The 20660-nt window shown below is 66.1% G+C and carries 21 protein-coding genes; 7 read left to right on the forward strand and 14 right to left on the reverse strand.

Annotation, left to right across the window (positions count from 1 at the left end):
• The first annotated feature begins 11 nt into the window (after window positions 1-11).
• Complete coding sequence (locus GN330_RS21925; RefSeq protein WP_156715601.1) at window positions 12-1694, forward strand: electron transfer flavoprotein-ubiquinone oxidoreductase; 1683 nt, start codon at window positions 12-14, stop codon at window positions 1692-1694.
• A gap of 39 nt (window positions 1695-1733) precedes the next feature.
• Here the strand turns inward: GN330_RS21925 and GN330_RS21930 are convergent, their stop codons facing one another.
• The 5 genes from GN330_RS21930 to GN330_RS21945 form a co-directional block, all read right to left on the reverse strand.
• Entirely contained in the window at window positions 1734-2765 is a 1032-nt protein-coding gene (locus GN330_RS21930; RefSeq protein WP_197435275.1) for an endonuclease/exonuclease/phosphatase family protein, read from the reverse strand.
• Between the two features lie 53 nt (window positions 2766-2818).
• Window positions 2819-4321, reverse strand: a complete 1503-nt coding sequence (locus tag GN330_RS21935) for an AMP nucleosidase (protein ID WP_156715607.1) — start codon at window positions 4319-4321, stop codon at window positions 2819-2821.
• Window positions 4322-4379: 58 nt separating this feature from the next.
• Window positions 4380-4577 carry a hypothetical protein gene (locus GN330_RS21940; protein WP_156715609.1) on the reverse strand — a complete coding sequence of 66 codons (198 nt, stop codon included), beginning with the start codon at window positions 4575-4577 and terminating at the stop codon, window positions 4380-4382.
• A 49-nt stretch (window positions 4578-4626) separates the two neighbouring features.
• Window positions 4627-4794, reverse strand: a complete 168-nt coding sequence (locus tag GN330_RS23560) for a hypothetical protein (RefSeq protein ID WP_197435276.1) — start codon at window positions 4792-4794, stop codon at window positions 4627-4629.
• A 239-nt stretch (window positions 4795-5033) separates the two neighbouring features.
• Window positions 5034-5378, reverse strand: coding sequence for a DUF2147 domain-containing protein (locus GN330_RS21945; RefSeq protein WP_156715611.1), 345 nt, complete (start codon window positions 5376-5378; stop codon window positions 5034-5036).
• A 400-nt stretch (window positions 5379-5778) separates the two neighbouring features.
• On the opposite strand from GN330_RS21945, the gene GN330_RS21950 reads away from it, so the two are divergent.
• On the forward strand, window positions 5779-6045 hold the full coding sequence (locus GN330_RS21950) for an SEL1-like repeat protein (RefSeq protein WP_156715613.1): 267 nt from the start codon (window positions 5779-5781) through the stop codon (window positions 6043-6045).
• A gap of 364 nt (window positions 6046-6409) precedes the next feature.
• Here GN330_RS21950 and GN330_RS21955 read toward each other — a convergent pair whose 3' ends face one another.
• Window positions 6410-8368 carry an acetyl-CoA carboxylase biotin carboxylase subunit gene (locus GN330_RS21955; RefSeq protein ID WP_156715615.1) on the reverse strand — a complete coding sequence of 653 codons (1959 nt, stop codon included), beginning with the start codon at window positions 8366-8368 and terminating at the stop codon, window positions 6410-6412.
• Window positions 8369-8529: 161 nt separating this feature from the next.
• Between GN330_RS21955 and GN330_RS21960 the strand changes: the two genes are divergently transcribed.
• Both GN330_RS21960 and GN330_RS21965 read left to right on the forward strand, forming a co-directional pair.
• A complete protein-coding gene (locus GN330_RS21960; RefSeq protein ID WP_156715618.1) occupies window positions 8530-9129 on the forward strand; it encodes a DUF922 domain-containing Zn-dependent protease in 600 nt (199 codons plus the stop codon).
• Between the two features lie 215 nt (window positions 9130-9344).
• Entirely contained in the window at window positions 9345-10403 is a 1059-nt protein-coding gene (locus GN330_RS21965; protein ID WP_156715680.1) for a calcium:cation antiporter, read from the forward strand.
• A 96-nt stretch (window positions 10404-10499) separates the two neighbouring features.
• Here GN330_RS21965 and GN330_RS21970 read toward each other — a convergent pair whose 3' ends face one another.
• Genes GN330_RS21970 through GN330_RS21985 form a run of 4 tightly spaced genes read right to left on the reverse strand, consistent with a single transcriptional unit; the run spans window position 10500 to window position 13090 of the window.
• Window positions 10500-11390, reverse strand: a complete 891-nt coding sequence (locus GN330_RS21970; RefSeq protein ID WP_156715621.1) for an HNH endonuclease — start codon at window positions 11388-11390, stop codon at window positions 10500-10502.
• A gap of 54 nt (window positions 11391-11444) precedes the next feature.
• Window positions 11445-11906 (reverse strand): DUF2019 domain-containing protein, encoded by a 462-nt coding sequence (locus GN330_RS21975; RefSeq protein ID WP_197435277.1) that lies wholly within the window; start codon window positions 11904-11906, stop codon window positions 11445-11447.
• A 31-nt stretch (window positions 11907-11937) separates the two neighbouring features.
• A complete protein-coding gene (locus GN330_RS21980; protein WP_156715625.1) occupies window positions 11938-12399 on the reverse strand; it encodes a DUF2019 domain-containing protein in 462 nt (153 codons plus the stop codon).
• Window positions 12380-13090, reverse strand: a complete 711-nt coding sequence (locus GN330_RS21985; RefSeq protein ID WP_156715628.1) for a hypothetical protein — start codon at window positions 13088-13090, stop codon at window positions 12380-12382. The genes GN330_RS21980 and GN330_RS21985 overlap by 20 nt, the downstream gene beginning before the upstream one ends.
• A 283-nt stretch (window positions 13091-13373) precedes the next feature.
• Between GN330_RS21985 and GN330_RS21990 the strand changes: the two genes are divergently transcribed.
• A complete protein-coding gene (locus GN330_RS21990) occupies window positions 13374-13838 on the forward strand; it encodes a P-loop nucleotide/nucleoside kinase family protein (RefSeq protein ID WP_156715682.1) in 465 nt (154 codons plus the stop codon).
• A 44-nt stretch (window positions 13839-13882) separates the two neighbouring features.
• Here the strand turns inward: GN330_RS21990 and GN330_RS21995 are convergent, their stop codons facing one another.
• Both GN330_RS21995 and GN330_RS22000 read right to left on the reverse strand, forming a co-directional pair.
• The gene (locus GN330_RS21995) at window positions 13883-14236 is read right to left on the reverse strand and encodes a DUF2200 domain-containing protein (protein WP_106570996.1); all 354 of its coding nucleotides are present in this window, start codon (window positions 14234-14236) and stop codon (window positions 13883-13885) included.
• A 104-nt stretch (window positions 14237-14340) separates the two neighbouring features.
• Window positions 14341-15012 carry a spermidine synthase gene (locus GN330_RS22000; RefSeq protein ID WP_156715630.1) on the reverse strand — a complete coding sequence of 224 codons (672 nt, stop codon included), beginning with the start codon at window positions 15010-15012 and terminating at the stop codon, window positions 14341-14343.
• A gap of 269 nt (window positions 15013-15281) precedes the next feature.
• Between GN330_RS22000 and GN330_RS22005 the strand changes: the two genes are divergently transcribed.
• Window positions 15282-16544 carry an MFS transporter gene (locus tag GN330_RS22005; RefSeq protein WP_156715632.1) on the forward strand — a complete coding sequence of 421 codons (1263 nt, stop codon included), beginning with the start codon at window positions 15282-15284 and terminating at the stop codon, window positions 16542-16544.
• Here the strand turns inward: GN330_RS22005 and GN330_RS22010 are convergent.
• Together GN330_RS22010 and GN330_RS22015 are read right to left on the reverse strand one after the other, a co-directional pair.
• A complete protein-coding gene (locus tag GN330_RS22010; protein ID WP_156715634.1) occupies window positions 16534-18141 on the reverse strand; it encodes a carboxyl transferase domain-containing protein in 1608 nt (535 codons plus the stop codon). The two genes, GN330_RS22005 and GN330_RS22010, sit on opposite strands and share 11 nt — an antisense overlap.
• Window positions 18142-18269: 128 nt before the next feature.
• The gene (locus GN330_RS22015; RefSeq protein WP_156715636.1) at window positions 18270-18989 is read right to left on the reverse strand and encodes a flavodoxin family protein; all 720 of its coding nucleotides are present in this window, start codon (window positions 18987-18989) and stop codon (window positions 18270-18272) included.
• Between the two features lie 286 nt (window positions 18990-19275).
• Here GN330_RS22015 and GN330_RS22020 point away from each other — a divergent pair, with 286 nt between their 5' ends.
• Window positions 19276-20433, forward strand: coding sequence for a PcfJ domain-containing protein (locus GN330_RS22020; RefSeq protein ID WP_156715638.1), 1158 nt, complete (start codon window positions 19276-19278; stop codon window positions 20431-20433).
• The last annotated feature ends 227 nt before the right edge of the window (window positions 20434-20660 follow it).

The raw sequence follows: 20660 nt of genomic DNA on the forward strand, positions 1-20660 counted from the left end.
TGGAGGAGTGAATGAGCGAAGCCGAACGCGAAAGCATGGAATTCGACGTGGTGATCGTCGGCGCGGGACCGGCGGGACTGTCCGCGGCGATCCGTTTGAAGCAGCTCAATGCCGACCTGTCCGTCGTCGTGCTCGAAAAGGGCGCCGAGGTTGGCGCGCATATTCTCTCAGGCGCCGTGGTCGATCCGGTCGGCATCGACAAGCTGTTGCCGGACTGGCGCGATGATGCTGACCATCCCTTCAAGACGGCCGTCGCCGACGACCAGTTTTTGCTTCTGGGACCGGCGGGCTCGATCCGCATTCCCAATTTCCTGATGCCGCCGCTGATGAACAATCACGGCAACTATATCGTTTCGCTCGGCAATGTCTGCCGCTGGCTGGCCGGCCGTGCCGAGGCGCTCGGCGTGGAAATCTATCCCGGTTTCGCCGCCGCCGAAGTGCTCTACGACGATGCCGGCGCCGTCATCGGCGTCGCCACCGGCGACATGGGCGTCGAGCGCGATGGTAGCAAGGGGCCGAACTACGCGCCGGGCATGGCGCTGCTCGGCAAATACACGCTGATCGGCGAGGGCGTGCGTGGCTCGCTGGCCAAACAGCTGATTGCCAAGTTCGATCTCGACCGGGACAGCGAGCCGCAGAAATTCGGCATCGGGCTCAAGGAACTCTGGCAGGTCAAGCCGGAAAACCACAAGCCGGGCCTCGTCCAGCATTCCTTCGGCTGGCCGCTCGACAGGCAGACCGGCGGCGGCTCCTTCCTCTATCATCTGGAGGACAATCAGGTCGCGGTCGGGTTCGTCGTTCACCTGAACTACAAAAACCCCTATCTCGCGCCCTTCGCCGAATTCCAGCGTTTCAAGACGCATCCGGCGATCCGCGCTACCTTCGAGGACGCCAAGCGCGTCTCCTACGGCGCCAGGGCGATCACCGAGGGCGGTTTCCAGTCTGTGCCCAAGCTCGTCTTCCCGGGCGGCGCGCTGCTCGGCTGCTCGGCCGGCTTCGTCAATCTGCCGCGCATCAAAGGCTCTCACAATGCGGTGCTGTCGGGCATGATGGCGGCCGAAAGCGCGGCCGAGGCGCTGGGCGCCGGCCGGGCGGGTGACGAGCTTGGCGGTTATGACGAGGCCTGGCGGGCAAGCGAAATCGGCCGTGACCTGAAGAAGGTGCGCAATGTCAAGCCGCTGTGGTCGCGCTTCGGGCTTTATCTCGGCGTCGGACTCGGCGGGTTCGACATGTGGCTGAACACGCTGTTCGGCTTTTCGCTGTTCGGCACGCTCAAGCACGGCAAGACCGATGCGGCAGCACTCGAGCCGGCCTCCGCGCACAAGAAGATCGACTATCCAAAGCCCGACGGCGTTCTGACCTTCGATCGTCTGTCCTCGGTGTTTTTGTCCAACACCAACCACGCAGAGGACCAGCCGGTCCACCTCCAAGTCAAGGACATGGAACTGCAAAAGGTTTCGGAGTTCGACAAGTTCGCAGGGCCTTCGGCGCGCTATTGCCCGGCCGGCGTCTATGAATGGGTCGATGCGGAGGGCGATTCCGTCGCCGACAAGCCCGGCACCGCCGACGCGCGTTTCGTCATCAACGCGCAGAACTGCGTGCACTGCAAGACCTGCGACATCAAGGACCCGAACCAGAACATCAACTGGGTGCCGCCGCAGGGCGGGGAGGGGCCGGTCTACCCGAATATGTGAGCCCGGCCGACCGCGCCCGGTTGGGTTAAAGACGATGCGTCACCGGCTGGCCGCGTGTGCGATCGCCACGATCGGCTCCGCGCCGGCGGGCGTATCGAGCACGAAATCGGCCAGAACCGGCACATGGTCGGAACCCGCGTCCTCGCCGGTCCGGGTTTGGATGAGCCGGATGCCGCCCCTCGTCATCACGTGGTCGATCGGCAAGCCAAGCGCCGGCCTCAGCGATGGCGGCAATGCGTGATGCAGCCAGGTGACGCCGACGCGCGGCGGGGCCTCGAAACCGCCATCCGTCACGAACCGGGTGAAAAATGCGCTCCACGGCGTAGCGTTGAAGTCGCCGGCCAGGATCGTCGGGCCGTCCAGCGCGGCGATTGCCGGGGCAAGCCTGGCGGCTTCGACGACCTGCTTTGATGGCCACGGCCAGCCGAAATGCACCGCCGCCACGGTGATCGTCGTGCCGCCGAGATCGATGCCCGCATGCGCGAAGCGGCCGCCGAGCGCGCAGGATTTTTCGGCTGTTTCAGCAAACGGCCGGCGCGACAGGATTGCGACGCCGCCGACGCCCGCTCTCGCCGCGCAGACCAGCCGGTGCGGATAGGCGACGGCGATCCGCTCGATCGCCACCCGCCAATGCGGCGAGACCTCGTTGAGGGTGACGATATCGGGGTGTGTGCGAGCGATCAGCGACAGGACCCGGTTGGGCTCGGGATGGTCGAAACGCAGGTTCAACTGCAAAAGCCGGTAGCGCGGGGCGTCCGGCCACCCGCTACCCGCCTCGGCCGCCGCCGGGCTGTGCCAGAACGGGTTCGAGAGCGTTGAGGCCACCGCCAGGCCCGCCACGATGGCGGCGCCGGCCCCGATCCGAGGCGCGCCGAGCGCAAAGACGATCAGTCCCGCAACAACCAGCAGTCCGGCGACATGGACCCGCAGATGCGCGAACGAATCGAACGCCGGGTGGAGCGCTCCTGCAAAGCCGGCCGCAAGCGCCAGCGCCAGGCCCAGCGTGGCCGCCAGGCAAACGCTTGAGAACAGGCTGCGTGCGCGGGATTTCTTGTGCGTCGAACCGGTCATGCCTCGCCTTGAAGCCGGCAAGTGCGGCACGATCATGGTCGCGCCGCGACGAGCTATTGGAAGGCGGTCTCCGAAAAGCTCCTCAGCTTGCGCGAATGCAGTCTCTCGGGCGGCATTTCGGCGAGCTTTTCCAGCGCCCGGATGCCGATCGTCAGGTGCTGGGCGACCTGGCGCTTGTAGAAGTCGGTCGCCATGCCCGGCAGCTTCAGTTCGCCGTGCAGCGGCTTGTCGGAAACGCACAGCAACGTGCCGTAGGGCACGCGGAAGCGGAACCCGTTGGCGGCGATGGTGGCCGATTCCATGTCGAGCGCGATCGCCCGCGACTGCGACAGGCGCTGCACCGGCCCGCGCTGGTCGCGCAATTCCCAGTTGCGATTGTCGATGGTTGCGACCGTGCCGGTACGCATGATGCGCTTGAGCTCGTAGCCGGCCAGGCCCGTGACTTCCGCGACCGCCTCCTGCATGGCCACTTGCACTTCGGCCAGCGCCGGGATCGGTACCCAGACCGGGAGATCGTCGTCCAGCACATGGTCTTCGCGCACATAGGCGTGCGCCAGCACGTAATCGCCGAGCGCCTGGGTGTTTCTCAGGCCGGCGCAATGGCCAAGCATCAGCCAGGCATGCGGCCGCAGCACCGCGATATGGTCGGTGATGGTCTTGGCGTTGGACGGGCCGACGCCGATATTGACCATGGTGATGCCCGAATGGTCTGGCCGGGTCAGATGATAGGCCGGCATCTGCGGCAGCCGCGGCGCCGCCTGGCCGCTTCCCGGAGCGCTTTCGCCGGCGTCGGTCACCAGATTGCCGGGTTCAACGAAGCTTGTGTAACCTTCGCCGCCCTTGGCCATCAGCGTGCGCGCATGGGCACAGAATTCGTCGATATAGAACTGGTAGTTGGTGAACAGCACGAAATTCTGGAAATGGCTCGCGCTGGTCGCGGTGTAGTGCGACAGCCGGTGCAGCGAATAGTCGATCCGCTGGGCCGTGAACGGCGCGATCGGCATCGGTTCGCCCAGGGCGAGCTCGTGCGTTCCGTTGACGATATGGTCGTCCGTGCCGTTGAGGTCGGGCACGTCGAACAGATCGCGCAGCGGCCGTTTGATGCTGTCGGCCACCGCCGCCTCGACATAGGCACCTTCGCCGAACGCGAAATGCAGCGGGATCGGGGTTTCGGATTCGCATACGGTGATCGGCACGCCGTGATTGCGGATAATCAATGCCAGCTGATCGGTCAGGTAGCTCTCAAAAAGGTCCGGCCGGGTGATGGTGGTCGAATATTGCCCCGGCGAGGGCATGTGGCCGTAGGCAAGCCGCGTGTCGATCTGGTCGTAGCTCGACACGGTGACGCCGATCTCGGGGTAATAGGCGCGGTAGCGCCGGTCGGCCGCGCCGCCATCGGCGAGGCCGTTGAAGGATGCGCGCAGGAACGCGGTGTTGCGCTCATAGAGCGCTCGGAGCGCCCGCACCGCCGCCTTGGCGTCGGTAAAACTCTGCCGGATATAGGGTTCGGGTCGCTCGATCGTCTCGATCGGCTGTGGATAGATTCGCTTTTCCATATCCCATTATAGAGAGACTCGGCGCGTTCGGGGAGGGGGCAGGCGACGTCGCGGCGGTTTATCGCGCACGCCGCAGCCCGACAACGATCACCAGCCCGGCGCCGCTGGTCGCACTGATGTCGCCTCCGACCAGGATCGCATCGTTCCCGCCCTTCGCCGGCATGGCGAGAAGCGGCACGCACAAGGCCGCGGCGAGAACTGCGAAGCGGGCGGCGGCGGCAAGCACCGCCGGGATACGGGCAACGGGATTGTTCACTGTGGGGAGCTTTCCGGATTGACGTTATTGTTCTTTTGGACGCGCTGTATCAGCGCGCCGGCGGTGTGCAGACTAGGCCCTGTTCGAACACACACGGGATGAACAGGCCGATTTCGAACGAGCGCGCCGGGCGGCTGACTTCGGCGACGAGGATCGAAAAGCCGAACCCGAAAATCAGGACAAGCAGCGTGACTATGGTGAGGCGGCGCGCGAGCATGTGTTTTCCCTTCTTGCGCCTCCTTCTCCCATGACGGGCCTGAACCTGCCCTGAGAGCGCCGTTCATCGGCCGTTCATGTGGTCACATGCGGGTGGGAAGAAGAAAGTCCGTGCGCCGCTGGCGCCCGTTTGCAACGAAAAACCCCGCCGCGGAGCGACGGGGTTTGCCAAGGCTTTTTGGGGCGACAAGCGACTGCGCGTCGTCCGACCGATATTACGTATGCTGCCTCCGGCGCGGCTTACTGCTTCTTCCAGGCCTGCGATTTGCAGATCAGTCCACCGAATACGCAGCCGCTCATCTTCATCGAGGATCCCGAGATAGACGCTTTGCCCGAATAGGTCTTGTCGTCGGCCGGGTCGGTGATCTTGCCCTTGTATTTGCCGCCGCCGCTCGCCTGCATCTGACCGATCTGCTTGCCCTTGTGCGCACCGGTCTTCAGCGTGATGCAGAAACTGCCGCCGCATTTGGCAATGCCGGCGGTTTCGCCGGATTCTGTTTTCCAGTTTCCCTCGATCGGGTCGGCCAAGGCCGCTCCGGCCGACAAAAACACGGTTGCAAGGGTGATCGCGAAAAGTCTCTTCATCCGTTTCCTCCCTGGTCGGGGTTGAACCCCCTCGTCTTACGCAAACGTCAACGTAAACCAGCTCGCGCCGCAGCGAAAGTCGTCATGCTGGGGAATTTGTGCCGATTTGGCGAGCGAATTTCGGGCGTTCCTCATCGGCCCATTCGTGACCGTGGTTAGCCAAACCTTGCCGGCGCCCGTCGGCATTTTAACGACACAGGCGCTGATTCCCCGGAATCCCGCAGGGTGTGATCCTTAACGAATTCCTTGGTTTACATCTTGTTTTCATTTCATTTTCTCCAAATTAAGCACGCCATTTAACGGCGGATTCAAGCCTCGTCGCCATTCTCGAAACCATCGAAACGGCGGCACACCGAACCCAACCGGGCCGCCACGACGGGACACAACAGGGGACTGAAAAATGGCGCGATATGAGATGCTTGAAGCCGGTGTTGGCGGTATCGGAAACACGGCCCAGGCCGACATTCTGTTCGAGCTCGGTATGATGTATGCGACCGGTCGCGATTGCGACGTCGACATGGTGGCGGCACATAAATGGTTCAACATTGCCGCCATCAAGGGCTCGGAGCGCGCCGTGGCGCTGCGCGGCGAGATCGCCGCCTCCATGTCCAAGATGGAAATCGCCCGCGCCCTGCGCGAGGCGCGCGAATGGATGACCATGCATTGAGCCCGGCCCTCACGGCCAGGCGGCGGGCGGGGGCAAAGGCCGCCGGGGCGTCGCCAACCAGGAAAGCCGCGCTGGCCACGGATGGGCCGTCGCGGCTTTCGTGTTTTTGCAGGCCTGCATACGCGCCCGAAAAGAACTTGAGGCCCGGAACGCCGGCCACGGGCAGCGCGATGTCTACCAGCCGGGTGGCCGTTGCCGCCGCCATCAGCATGAGCGGCTCCGGTAGTCGGACGCTTTCGCGTTGGTCGTATTTGTAGCCGATCGCCCAGCCGATCCCGAACGGACCGGCGAAAGACGGCACGTTCGGGCCACATGCAGGCCCCTTCGACGAGGCGGACCGAGCGCGGCCTGCCAAGCGTTACGATCACTCGGCGGCGGCGAACCGTACCAGCATCGTTCCGTCGGTGACCTGCGCGCCCTCGGCCACGATTTCGGCAATCGTGCCGTCCTGGCCGGCGGCGATGGTGTGTTCCATCTTCATCGCCTCCAGCACCAGCAAAGCCTGACCTTTCGTCACCCGGTCGCCCTCGGCCGCGCGCGCCACCTTGACCAGCCCCGGCATCGGGGCGCGGATCGTGTCCGTTCCGGCTGCCTGATCCTCGGCCTCGGCGACCGGATCGGGGATCGAGAAATTATGGCCGACCGCGCCCTCGAACACGGTCACATGACCGGGCCACAGCGCGACGGCGGCCGAACTGGCATGCAGCGCGTCGAACACGAACTCGCTTTTGTCGCCGAGCCTGACCGCAAAGGCCCCGCCGGGGCGGGCGGTGACACTGGCCGTGATCTCCTCGCCGTCGCGGATGAGCCGCACGCGCCGCGCGATCGGGTTGAAATGCGCATAGCCGGCAAGCGTGTCCCATGGATCGGCCGAGGTTGCATCGTGGACCGCACCCGAGGCGGCGAGCGCCGCCCGCGCCACGACGGCCGCGCCGGGCGCGGCGATCGCGGTTAGGGTCTCCTGCTTGCGCGCGATCATACCGGTGTCGACCTCGCCGGCCGAAAAATCGGCGTCGCCGGCGAGCGCGGCCAGGAACGGGATATTGACGATCGAGCCCGCGACCTGCGTTTTTTCCAGCGCCGCGATCAGGCCGCCAAGCGCTGCCGCGCGGTCCGCCCCCTTGGTGACCAGCTTGGCGATCATCGGGTCGTAGAAGGGCGAGATCGCGTCACCGGCCGCAACCCCGGTGTCGACGCGCACCACCGTGTCGCCGCCGATGTCACCTGGGAACGCCAGGTGATGCAGGGTTCCGATCGCCGGCAGGAAATCGCGCGTGGCGTCCTCGGCATAGATTCGCGCCTCGAAGGCGTGGCCGTCGAGCCGAATGTCCTCCTGCGTCTTCGGCAGGGCCTCGCCGGCGGCCACGCGCAACTGCCACTCGACCAGGTCGACGCCCGTCACCATCTCGGTGACCGGATGCTCGACCTGCAGTCGCGTATTCATCTCCATGAACCAGAACCGGTCCGGCTTGAGCCCGTCCGAGGCGTCGACGATGAACTCGATCGTGCCGGCCCCGCTATAGTCGATCGCGATCGCCGCCTTCACCGCTGCAGCGGTCATGGCCGCGCGCATCTCGGTGGTCATGCCAGGCGCCGGCGCCTCCTCGATCACCTTCTGGTGCCGGCGCTGGGCCGAGCAGTCGCGTTCGTAAAGATGCACCGCATGGCCGTGATCGTCGCCGAACACCTGCACCTCGATATGGCGGGGTTTTTCGACATATTTTTCGATCAGCACCCTGGGGTCGCCGAAGGCCGCCTTGGCCTCGCGCTGTGCCGCCGCCAGCGCCTCGGCGAAATCGGCCGGATCGTCGACCCGGCGCATGCCCTTGCCGCCGCCGCCGGCGCGCGCCTTGATCAGCACCGGATAGCCGATCTCCTTGGCCTTGCCGGCCAGAAGCACCAGCGCCTGGCCGTCGCCGTGATAGCCGGGCACGACCGGCACGCCGGCCTTTTCCATCAGCCGCTTGGCGGCGTCCTTCAGGCCCATGGCGCGGATAGAACCGGCCGACGGGCCGATGAACACCAGCCCCGCGGCGACCACCTGGTCGACGAAATCGGGATTCTCCGACAGGAAGCCGTAGCCGGGATGGATCGCCTCGGCGCCGGTCTCCCGCGCCGCCTCGATGATCCGTTCGCCGACCAGATAGCTTTCCGCCACCGGCGCGGGGCCGATCGCCACCGCCTCGTCGGCCATCGCCACATGCATGGCGCGCCGGTCGGCCTCGGAATAGACCGCGACCGTCTTGACGCCGAGGCGCCGGGCGGTGCGGATGACGCGACAGGCGATTTCGCCGCGATTGGCGATCAGGATCTTGGAAAACATTCATCCTCCACGAAAGGCGCCGAACGACCCGCCGGTTAAGCCATGTCCGGGCGGCCAAGTCCAGCCGGCGCCGGCGCTGAAAGCTTGCCAAATCGGGCCGTTTGTGAACAGTGCCCGTCACTGCACCCCATCCGAACCGATTTGTCGAAGAGGATCATCGATTGCGGACCGGCCTGCGCGTTTTCTGTTTCCTTGCCGGCTTGCCGGCCTCGGCGCTGCCGGCGGCGGCGGCTGACTGGAAACCGGTCGAGAAAATCGTGACCTACGCGATCTCGGGGCGAACCGGCATCGAACTTTATCGCTCGATCGGCGAGAACGGCCCGAAGATCGGCGTCGGCCGCGCCATCGCCTATACCGATTTCGACCTGAAATGGTCGCGCAACTATGTGCCGGAGCGGGGCGGCTGCACGCTTGCCGCCGCGCGGCCTCATCTTATCATCACGTACCGGCTGCCGAAACCGAAGGGCACGCTGCCGCCCGAGACGCGTCCGCGCTGGAAGCGCTTCATCGACGGGATCGAAAAACACGAGCGCGTGCATGGCGCGCTGATCGTGGAATTGGTCGAAAAGATCGAGGCGGTCTCGGTTGGGCTGCGGACCGAAAACGATCCCAAATGCCGGAAGATCCGCGTCGAGCTGACCGAAAAACTGGCCGCGCTGTCGCAGGAACAGCGCCGCATGAGCCGTGAGTTCGACCAGGTCGAAATGAGCCAGGGCGGCAACGTCCAGCAGCTCGTGCTGGCGCTGGTCAATGGCGGATGAGGCCGGCACACCGCCCGCCGCGCACGGTCGTCTTAACCCTCTGGATAGCTTCGGCCCGTAAGGCGTGATCCTGCGGGATGGATGCCGGTCGCGACCAAGGCGATGTTGCGGCAGGCGCGCCAGGCAACCACCGAAGGGCGGAGGGTGACACGATGAGCAGCGCAACCGGTGCGGAGGCCCCGCATTCAGCGCCCCGTGGCGCCGCCTGGCGGCCGATGCTGGCCCCGCTTGCCGCGGTCGTGCTGATCGCGCTGGAACAGTTCCACATTGTCGATGAAACATCGGTGCCGTTTCTTTCGCTCGCCGGTGTCGTGCTGGTGGCGACGGTGTTTTCGGCCGTGCATTTCGCCGAAATTATCTCCGCGCGCATCGGCGAGCCGTTCGGGTCGATCGTGCTGGCCGGCGCGGTCACCGTCATCGAGGTGGCGCTGATCGTGTCGATGATGCTCGCCCCGTCGGAGGGCGACGTCACCGTCGCGCGCGACACGGTGTTCGCCACAGTCATGCTGGTGCTGAACGGCGTGGTCGGCCTGTGCCTGCTGACCGGCGGCCTGCGCCACCGCGAACAGTCCTTCCAGAGCCACGGCGCGGTCGCCGCCTTTTCCGTGGTCGGCGTGTTGGCGACGCTGACCCTGATCCTGCCGAATTTCACCCTGGCCGTCGACGGCCCTTATTATTCGACCGTTCAGCTCGCCTTCGTTACCGTGGTGTCGCTGGTACTTTATGGCACCTTCTTGTTCGTTCAGACTGTGCGTCATCGCGGCGACTTCCTCGACATCTCCACCCCGGGCGAGGCCGCCGGCCACGCCGTGCCCTCGAACGGCCAGACCGCGCTCGGCGCGGCGTTTCTGGCCTTGTCGCTGGCCGCCGTCATCATGCTGGCCGAGGCGCTGGCGCCGGCGGTCGAAAAGGGCGTTACGGCGATCGGCTTCGCCGAGGCCTTTGTCGGGGTGGTGATCGCCGCCATCGTCTTGCTGCCGGAAGGCATGACGGCGGTGCGCGCGGCCGCCCTCAACCGTCTGCAGACCAGCCTCAACGTGTCGACCGGTTCGGCGATCGCCAGCGTCGGCCTGTCGATCCCGGCGATCGCGATCGCCTCCTTCCTGCTCGGCAAGCCGCTCACGCTCGGGCTCGAGAGCGAGCATGTCGTGCTTCTGGCGCTGACCCTGTTTTCCGGCACGCTGACGCTGGCGACCGGCCGCACCACCATCCTGCAGGGCGTGGTGCACCTGGTGATCTTCGCCTGCTTCGTGCTCCTGGCCGCCGCGCCGTAGCGGCGGCGAAGGCGGGGCTTCGGAAGGTCGCGATCGCGAGGGCTGGCGAGCGGCGGTCGGCCGCGCGGATCATCGGCGTGTTCCCCGCCGTGCCGCTTACGCCTTGAAGCAGTGCTCGCGGTGCCAGGCGAGAAATCGCGGATGGGGGCGTTGCAGGCCGCGATGGGGAACGAGGGCACGCCCGCTGCGGTTGATCATCGCCCGCACACTGTCCTGGTCGTTGACCTGCCGCGACACCAGGATGCCGAAATCGTCGGCAAGCGAGATGAGCCCGCGATCGAACATCCAGTGGACGGTGCCGGAGAGCGCTATGCCATTGCGCAGACTGTCCGGCCCATTTGCCTCCACCGGGCGGATATGGGCGGCCTCGACCTCGGCGCGCCCGCGCCCGTTGATCAGCTTCAGGCCGGTGACGGCGCAGCGCTCGCCATAGGCACGAAGCACGACGCGGCGGAAGACGCGGTCGCGCACGATCCGCGACGTCAATTGTATCACGCGCTCGCGCTCGTGCTCGAACGGCACCTGCTCCTCGTCGATCTCGTAACGGGCCGCCTCGCCGACCCGCGGCAAAAACGCGTCCTCGTCACCTAGTCCGGCGGCAAGGATGCGGTGGAAATCGGCCGGCGCGAGCGGGCGCACGGCAGCCTGGGCACGGCCGGAGATCCTGCCGGCCTCGTTCAGAAGGCCACGCTCGATGACGCCGTCAGGACTGCTGAACGGCACCGGATCGGCAAAATCGAGATAGCTGCCTGGCTCGATGATCGCGAGATACATGCCGGGCACTGCTGGATCAGCGATCACCTCTTGAACTTTTGCCACCGCAAAATAGCCGCGCGTGGCAGGGACCTTGGTCGGTTCCAGATAGACGATCCAGCCGCCGACGCAGGCTTCCACACGGCTGAGATACATCGGCGGGAACTGGTAGCGCTCCGATGGGCTGTCGTCGTAGATAGAATCGGAGCGGTGAATGAAGACGCCGAAGGACATGAAGCCTTCGTAGCGCGATATTCGCGTGCCGACTATCTCCCGCTAGGCGGCAGCCTAGCGATCGAAATGCGGCCGGTAGGGCCAGTCGATGCCGTAGGCCTTGAGCGGCTCGATGAGATGGTTCGGATTGAAGCTGCGAATGCCGAAATGGCGGTAGAGCAGACCTTTCGCGGTCAGGCGGACGCTGCCGCTCTCGGCGGGGGTGTAGGCGGGTTTGAGGTCCTCGGTGTAAAGCCGCCCCAGCACCGGGATCGCCTTGTCCGGAGCCCAGCCGAGCACCTTTGCAGCCGCCGACAGGCGAACGAAGGCCGAGGCATGCTGAAGCAGGGCCTCCAGCGCGTCGCGGCCCTCGGGCTCTCTCAGCACCAGTTCCCTCAGGATGGGGACCGTCTTGTCGTAGAGCCTGTTCGCCGCCGGCGTGTCCTCGCGGCGGATCGCGAGCCGCCGCTGCTCCTCGTATTCGACCAGGGCGGCCACGAGCGCGCCAGTCGGCTTGTCAGAGATTGTCCGGGTCATAGCCAAGTCTGCCCTCCCGCTTGGCGGCAGCCTAGCGATCGAAATGCGGCCGGTAGGGCCAGTCGATGCCATAGGCCTTGAGCGGCTCGATGAGATGGTTCGGATTGAAGCTGCGAATGCCGAAATGGCGGTAGAGCAATTCTTTCGCGGTCAGGCGGACGTCACCGCTCTCGGCGGGGGAGTAGGCGGGTTTGAGGTCCTCGGTGTAAAGCCGCCCCAGAACCGGGATTGCCTTGTTCGGAGCCCAGCCGAGCACCTTTGCCGCCGCCGACAGGCGAACGAAGGCCGAGGAATGCTGAAGCAGGGCCTCCAGCGCGTCGCGGCCCTCGGGCTCTCTCAGCACCAGTTCTTTCAGGATGGGGACCGTCTTGTCGTAGAGCCGGTTTGCGGCCGGCGTGTCCTCGCGGCGGATCGCGAGCCGCCGCTGCTCCTCGTATTCGACCAGGGCGGCCACGAGCGCGTCAGTCGGCTTGTCAGAGATTGTCCGGGTCATAGCCAAGTTCTTCCGCTGCCTCTCTGATCAAGTCGATGCCGTGATTGTATTGGTCGCGAAACGAGAACCGACTTACGTAGAAGCGGCGAACGATATCGTTCGTGGCCGACGACTTGCGGCTCATCTTGCCATTGATGTGGCGGTGCAGGTCAACCGGCAGGTTGATGATGTTGTCCGTGCTGTGAATGAGTTCAGGCGAAAAAAGCACCTCCAGTCTTTTCTCGACGATGTGATGCCATTCACGGCCGGGACCTGCGGGTCCGAGGTAATTGCGCAGTTCGCGCTCGTTCCGGAACCGCAGCACCGGCTGGCCCGGCCGTTGCCGCGACATGGGGCCGATCCTGCGTGTTTCCGTATCGAATTCCTCCTCGTCGGGAAACTTCGACTTCTCGCCCCATTGTTTCGGCAGCCGGCGGAGCGTCGGCCCGACGCGGCGAGCGATCTCGCGGAAGAGGCGCGCGGCCTTCGGGCCCAGGCGCATCAGGACGGGCAGGATCGATGCGGCGCCGGCGGTGAGATAGGCGATCCACTGCCCACCCTCGGGCGTTCCTGCCGGCGCTCGCGGCTGGAGGTGCCAGTTTGGGTTCGCTTTGATGACCGATCGCATCCCGCTGCCGGCATGGCGCACGCGTTCCGCGGCGAGATGCCAAATGAGCCGGATGTATTTCACTGTGACGTCGGGTCCGTGCATTCCATGTCCTCGGCTCACTTCGGGAAGGATACCGGCGGGCCGGCAGGCGTGGATAAGTTTGGTGTCGTAGGCGTCGGTCGGGACCGTTCAGGCATGGATCCTCGGGTCAGGCCCGAGGATGACGATCGCGATCGGGTCGGCAGCAACAGCAGCAAAGGGACGGGTGCAGCCAGCCGTATCCGAGCGGAACCCCATCGCCAAGCTTGACGCCCGATCCTAAAATTCCTGTGATCCGCGCCGGCCCACCAGAACGGAAAAGCAATTGTCTCGTCCAAAGCTCCTGATGATCTGCGGCAAGATCGCCTCCGGCAAGTCGACGCTGGCGGCGAGGCTGGCGCAGGCGCCGGACAGCGTGCTGATCAGCGAGGATTTCTGGCTGGCGCGGCTCTATCCGGGCGAGATCGCCACGATCGACGACTATGCGCGCTGCACGCGGCGGCTGCGCGAGGCCATGGCGCCGCTGGTCGCCGACCTGCTGCGCTCGGTGTCCGTCGTGCTCGACTTCCAGGCCAACACACCTTCCTCGCGCGCCTGGATGCGCGACATCTTCGAAAAGGCGGGTGCGGCGCACGAGCTTCATTATCTCAGGGCGAGCGATGCCGTGTGCACGGCGAGGCTCGCCGTCCGCAACGCGAGGGGCGGGCACGAACACCGGGTGAGCGAGGCCGAATTCGACCTTTTTACCAGCCATTTCGTCGAGCCTTCGGCTGACGAAGGGTTTTCGATCGTCCTGCACGATCAGGGGTAGGGGCGAGCGGCGCGCCCGGGGGCGGCGAATGCGGCGCGGGGGCGTCAGGTCGTCCGCAAAATCTTCTCCATCGCCTTGCCCTTCGCCAACTCGTCGACCAGCTTGTCGAGGATACGGATTTCGCGCATCGTTGGCTCCTCGACCTCTTCCACGCGCACGCCGCAAATCACGCCGGTGACCTTGTCGCGGGCCGGGTTGGGCTTCGGCGCCTCGGCGAAGAAGGTCTCGAAATCGGTCTTTGCCGCGAGCACGGCGTCGAGCTCGGCGGGTCCGTAGCCGGTCAGCCAGGCGATAATCTCGTCGACCTCCTGCTTCGTGCGCCCCTTCTTCTCGGCCTTGGCGACATAATGCGGATAGACGCTGGCGAAACTCGTCGTGTAGATGCGGTGCCTGGCCATCAGGGCTCCCCGGTGATCGTGGTGCGCGGTGCGGCGGAGCCTGCGGTGGGCGGCCGCCAAATGCAAGGCCTGCGCGGCGTGAGGCAAATGGGGTGGCGCAACGGTCACGCCTTGCTTGCCAGCCAGATGACGTGCCGGGCGCCGCGTCTGGTGGTGCCGGCGCGCACGGAAATTTCTTCCACCGCCAGGCCGGTGTCGCGCAGGCGGCGGGTGAAGCCGCGATCGGGCCCGGCCGACCACACCGACAAGACGCCGCCCGGCGCCAGTGCGTTGTGGGCCGCGGCCAGGCCGCTGGCGCTGTAGAGCGCATCGTTGCCGGCCCGGCTCAGCCCTTCGGGGCCGTTGTCGACGTCGAGCAGGATGGCGTCCCACCGGGACCGCTGCGCCCGGATGACGGCGCCGACATCGGCCTCCACGATTGACACGCGCGGGTCGGTCAGGCTGTCGCCGTGCAGCGCGGCGAGCGGGCCGCGCGCCCAGGCAATCACCGCCGGCACCAGTTCGGCCACGGTGACGCGGGCTGCCGGCGGCAAAAGGGGCAGGGCGGCGCGCAGCGTGAAACCGAGGCCAAGGCCGCCGACAAGCAGCCGCGGGGCGGGCGAGGTCAGCCGCTCGATGCTCAGCCGGGCGAGCGCTTCCTCCGAGCCGCTCAGCCGGCTGTTCATCAATTCGTTGCTGCCCAGCATGACGGAAATCTCGGTGCCGCGCCGTTTCAGCCGCAGCGTCTCCCGGCCGCCGGGCACGGTTGCGGTGTCGAGCGTTTCCCACGGGATCATTGCGGCAACTCCAGCCGGGCCGGCAACGCCGCGCTCATGCCCCAAGGACCGCGAATCTGGATCGCGCCATGCCGGCGATGCGGTGGTTTGCCATCTGGACTCCGACCTTGTTGCCGGCTGCTTCTAGCGGCGTGGCCGGCAGGCCGCAACGTCGTGGCGAAATTCGTCGCGGGCACTAGCTGAAATGCGGCATGCACGGGACGTTTTCATGGGATTGCGCCGGGCGGGCAGGGGGTAAGCCTCAAAGACCGATCCAATGGACCTTCGGCATGCTGCGTGAGATCAGACCGCTCGGCGCTCTCCTGCTTGGAACCTTCCTGATGATGGTGGGGACCGGCCTCGGCAATGTGGTCGTGCCGTTGCGGGCGGCTGCCGAGGGTTGGTCGCAGACGACCATTGCCTGGATCGGCACCTGCTATGCCCTGGCCTTCACCGCGGGATGCCTGCTCACGCCGCTTTTCGTGCGCCGGGTCGGCCATATCAGGGTGTTCGCGGTGCTGCAGACGACGCTCGCCGCCTCGATGCTGCTACACGCCATGGTGACCGATCCGGTGGCCTGGGCGGTGTTTCGCGCCATGGGCGGGCTGACGCTGGTCGGCGGCTATATGGTGGTGGAGAGCTGGCTGAACGAGCGGGTTGCCAATACTAATCGCGGCGCAGTGTTCGCTGCCTACATGATCGTGTCGATGTCGGGCGTCGCCGCGGGCCAGTTCATCCTGCCGCTCGGCGACGTTAAGTCGGCGAACCTGTTCATGATCGCCGCGCTGGCCTTTGGCGCCGCACTTATCCCGGTGGCGCTGTCGGTCGCGCCCGCGCCGCAGCCGCTGGCCGAGGTCAGGATCAACGCGCTGGGGCTGTTCAGAAAGTCGCCGGCGGCCGTCGTCGGCTCGCTGCTGGCCGGCGTGATCTTCGGCAACTGGATGTATTTCGGGCCCCTTTACGGGCGCGCGGTCGGGCTCTCTTCGACCGGCATTGCCGCGATGCTGACCGCCGCCATGGTCGGCGGCATGCTGTTCCAGGTGCCGTTCGGCAAGTTGTCCGACCGGGTCGACCGCCGCTACGTGATGGCGCTGGCCGGCGCCATCGGCGTCGCCATCTCGGTCGCCATGGTGATGCTGGCGCCGACGCGGCCGGTCAGCATCATCCTGGGTACGTTTGCTCTGGGTTCGGTGCTCTTCACCATCTACGCGCTTAATGTCGCCCATGCCAACGACCAGGCGAGTTCGGACGAGTTCGTGCAGGTCTCGGGCGGGCTGCTGATCGTCTACGGGATCGGCACCATGGTCGGACCGCAGCTTGGCGGGCGCCTGATGGACGGCTTCGGCCCGAACGGTTTTTTTATGGCGATCGGTGGCGTTTATGCGGTTTACGGCCTCTACGCCCTGTGGCGCTCATGGTGCACGGAATCGCTGCCGCCCGAACTGCGCAGCGATTTCCGGGTGGTGCCGGCGCTGCCGGCCGCGACGCCGGAAACGCTCGCCACCATGGATGCGCGCACCGAGGAGGAGGCGGTGCCGCCGCCTACATCCTGAAGACGCCGAATTTCGTCTCCTCGCGTTCGCCGTTGAGCGCTGCCGACAGGCTGAGCGCCAGCACCTCGCGCGTCCTGGCCGGGTCGATGATGCCGTCGTCCCAGAGCCTTGCCGACGAATAGAGCGGGTGGCCTTCCTTTTCGTATTTTTCCAGGATCGGCTTTTTGAATTCCGCCTCGTCCTCGTCCGACCATTCACCGCCCTTGCGCTCAATGCCCTCGCGCTTGACCATCGACAGGACGGTGGCGGCCTGCTCGCCGCCCATCACCGAAATGCGCGCGTTCGGCCACATCCATAAAAAGCGCGGCGAGTAGGCGCGCCCGCACATGCCGTAATTGCCGGCGCCGAACGAACCGCCGATGATGACGGTCACTTTCGGCACGCGCGCCGTGGCCACCGCCGTCACCAGCTTGGCGCCGTCGCGGGCGATGCCGCCGGCCTCGTATTTCTTGCCGACCATGAAGCCGGTGATGTTTTGCAAAAACACCAGCGGAATGTCGCGCTGGCAGCACAATTCGATGAAATGTGCGCCCTTGAGGGCGGATTCCGAAAACAACACGCCATTATTGGCGATGATGCCGACCGGCAGCCCGTGGATGCGGGCAAAGCCGGTCACCAGCGTCGTGCCGTAATTCTGCTTGAACTCGTCCAGTTCGGAACCGTCGACGATGCGCGCGATCACCTCGCGCACGTCGTAGGGCTGCCGCGTCTCGGCCGGCACCACGCCGTAGATTTCGTCGGACGCGTAAAGCGGGGCGACCGGGGCGCGGGTCTCCAGCCGGGCGGGTTTTTGCCGGTTCAAATTGGCAACGATACGGCGCACCAGGCCGAGCGCGTGCTCGTCGTCGATGGCGTAGTGGTCGGCCACGCCCGATTGGCGCGTATGCACCTCCGCTCCGCCCAGTTCCTCGGCGGTGACGTCCTCGCCGGTCGCCGCCTTGACCAGCGGCGGGCCGCCGAGAAAGATCGTCGCCTGGTTGCGCACCATGATCGATTCGTCCGACATCGCCGGCACATAGGCCCCGCCCGCCGTGCAGGATCCCATCACGCAGGCGATCTGCGGGATGCCGGCGGCCGACATGTTGGCCTGGTTGAAGAAGATACGGCCGAAATGCTCGCGGTCCGGGAAGACCTCGTCCTGATTGGGCAGGTTGGCCCCGCCCGAATCGACCAGATAGATGCAGGGCAGGTTGTTTTCGCGCGCGATCTCCTGGGCGCGCAGGTGCTTTTTCACCGTCAGCGGATAATAGGTGCCGCCCTTCACGGTGGCGTCGTTGACCACCACCATCACCTCGCGGCCCGACACCCGGCCGATGCCGGCGATCATGCCGGCAGACGCGATGTCGCCCGAATACATGGCATGCGCGGCGAACTGGCCGATTTCCAGGAACGGCGAACCGGCGTCGAGCAGTTGCGCCAACCGCTCGCGCGGCAAAAGCTTGCCGCGCCCGGTATGGCGTTCGCGCGCCGCCTGCGGACCGCCGCGCTCGACCTCGGCCGCCATGGTTGCGATCTCGGCCACCAGCGCCTTCATGCGTTTGGCATTATCGCGGAAACTCTCGGCGGCGGGTGAAATCTGGGAGGAAAGCGTGGCCATGATGATCCTTGCACTGTCCGGTCGGAGGCGGAGCCCGGCATAACCTATCGATAGGGGGGCAGGCGGGGTCTGTCCAGCACCGCGCCCGCGACCGCGCGGCGCGGCCGCCCGCCAGAGACGTCCGATCTTCAGGAGGCGGCGGTGTTGCCGTGCGCGGGCAGGCCGCCGGCCCGTTTGAGCAGGCGCGCGACATGCATCAGGTTCCACGTCATGAAGGTCAGGTTGCGGCGGGTGAAATCATTGTCGAAACCGGCGCGGCTGCCGTCGTCGAGCGTGTCGCCATAGGACGGGCCCGGGCCGGCCTCGCCGATCCAGCCGCAATCGGCCTGCGGCGGGATCGTGTAGCCGACATGCTGCATGGCGTAGAGGCAACTCATCGACACATGCTTGATACCATCCTCGTTGCCGGTCACCATGCAGCCGCCGGTCTTGCCGTAGAAAACGTACTGGCCCTTGTCGTTGCGCTGGGCGGAATGGGCGTAGAGCCGCTCGATGATCACCCGGCACAGCGAGGATTCCTCGCCGAGCCAGATCGGCGTGCCGAGCACCAGAATGTCGGCGTCGCGCACTTTGGGCCAGAAAATCTCCGGCCAGTCGTCGTGGCTCGCGCCATGCTCGCGCATGTCGGGCTGGACGCCGAAGGCGAGGCGGTGGTCGGCCGCGGGCAGGTTCGTCACCGCGACGCCGTTCTGCTCCATGATCGCGATCGCGTCGTCCATCAGCGTTTGTGTGTGCGAGGCGCCCTGATGCGAGGCCTTGAGCGAGCAGTTGATGAACACGGCTTTCAAGCCGGGAAAGTCGAAATCGTGGCCGCGATTGAGCTTTTCTTGCGTGTCGCTGAGCGTCATGGTTCGTCTCCCGTTGCTATGCTGTCGTGCTTGGCCAACGCGGGGCGGATGGCGCGGTTCCGGTCGACCATAGCAGCCCGGCGCGGCACGAAAAGGCCCGCCACACCGCTCCGGCGCCGTCATTCTTGCCCGAAACCGCCATATCTTTGCCGCCTTGCCCGCCTATCGAGCCCCTCCATTCCGGCCTTAAGGAGCCCTGTCATGAGATCGCATTCGAGTTCGCCACGTTTCGTGCCGACGCTCGTATTGCGTCCGGCTGACAGCAATCCATTGAGGCCCGAAGGCCATGGCCCGTTCCATGATCCAGCGCCGGCAGGAGGCCGCGCGCGAAAGAGTTGAAGCTTACGACGCCACGCTGAAGCGCGTTGTCCGCGCCGCGCGTCCGGCTCCCGATTTCAACAAGGCGCTCGCCGAGGCGAGGGTCGGTTTCGCCGGCGAGGCGATCCGCGACCCGACCGCCTGGCGTCCGCGTATGAAGTCGCGCGATCCAGCCCGGCTGCGGCTTGCCGCCGCGCGTCATCTTTATGCCCGTTATCCGGTCTCCAGCGCGCTCGAGCGGGTATGGCTTGGCGTCGAGGAGCTCGGCGTCGACGAGGTGCGGCTGCGCAAGGGCTGGTATGTCATCGCCGCGCGCGGCGGCTCGCTTTACAAGGAGGGCGCCGGCGAATGGCTGACCCGCAAGGAGGTGCACCGTTTCCTCAACCCGCCGGGCGATCTCTCCTTCGAGGCCGCGTTCTGGCAGGCGGTGGCACGCAGCTATACCGATGATCTCGGCCTGGCGCTGAGCATTGCCCGTTCCAAGGTCGCATATACGCCGCGCCGCCAGTTCGCCTTCTGGCGCGAGGCGGCGCAGTTTTTCTGCGCCAACCCGGCACCGCGCGCGCTGATCGACGATCTCGTCGACTATCTCGACGCCTGCCATCGGCGCGACCGGCGCTACAGCCTCAAGGGGCGCACGCTCGCCTCGCTGGAGCGCCAGATGCACGAATGGCACCGCGATCTGGCGACGATCGCCCGCATCGAGGCTGCACGCCGCCGGGCAGGGCGGGCGGCGGCGCGCGCCGGCATGGCCGCGCCCGAGGGCGGACGCTGGGACGGTTCGGCGCTCGCCGACTGGTCGTGGCAGCCTTCGGCGAAGGAGCCGCGCGCGCGGCGCGAGGAATATTGCGTGCGCCAGCTGCGCTCGGCATCCGAGCTGGTGGCCGAGACCCGCGCCATGCGCCATTGCGTGTCGACCTATGCGGCCAAATGCATCGCTGGTTCGGCCACGATCTGGTCGCTTACCCGGCGCGTGCCGGGCAAGGTCGAGCGGCTTTTGACCATCGAGCTTGACCGCCAGGACCGGGCCGTGCAGGTGCGCGGTTTCGCCAACCGGCCGCCCCTGCCCGACGAGCAGAAGGTGCTTATGCGCTGGGCCAAGGCGCGCGGCGTGGTGGTGATGTGAAGGGGAGGCGGATGAGAGGTTCCGCGGTCGCCACTCGCGGAGCTAGCCAATCAGGCGAGCCGGCAGCAGCGCGACGAACGGGAGCGGGACGCCTGCCGGCGATGGCAGGAATTCGCGGCAAACAGTACCATGTCGCTACAGGTGAACATGATGACGGCGACCGCGCTGAAATAGGGGCGGGAAACTACGCCGGGTTCCGTCGATCCGGCCACTGCACGATCCTGAGC

Origin of the sequence: Nitratireductor arenosus (assembly GCF_009742725.1) — a bacterium.
GTDB classification, from domain to species: Bacteria; Pseudomonadota; Alphaproteobacteria; order Rhizobiales; family Rhizobiaceae; genus Mangrovimarina; species Mangrovimarina arenosa.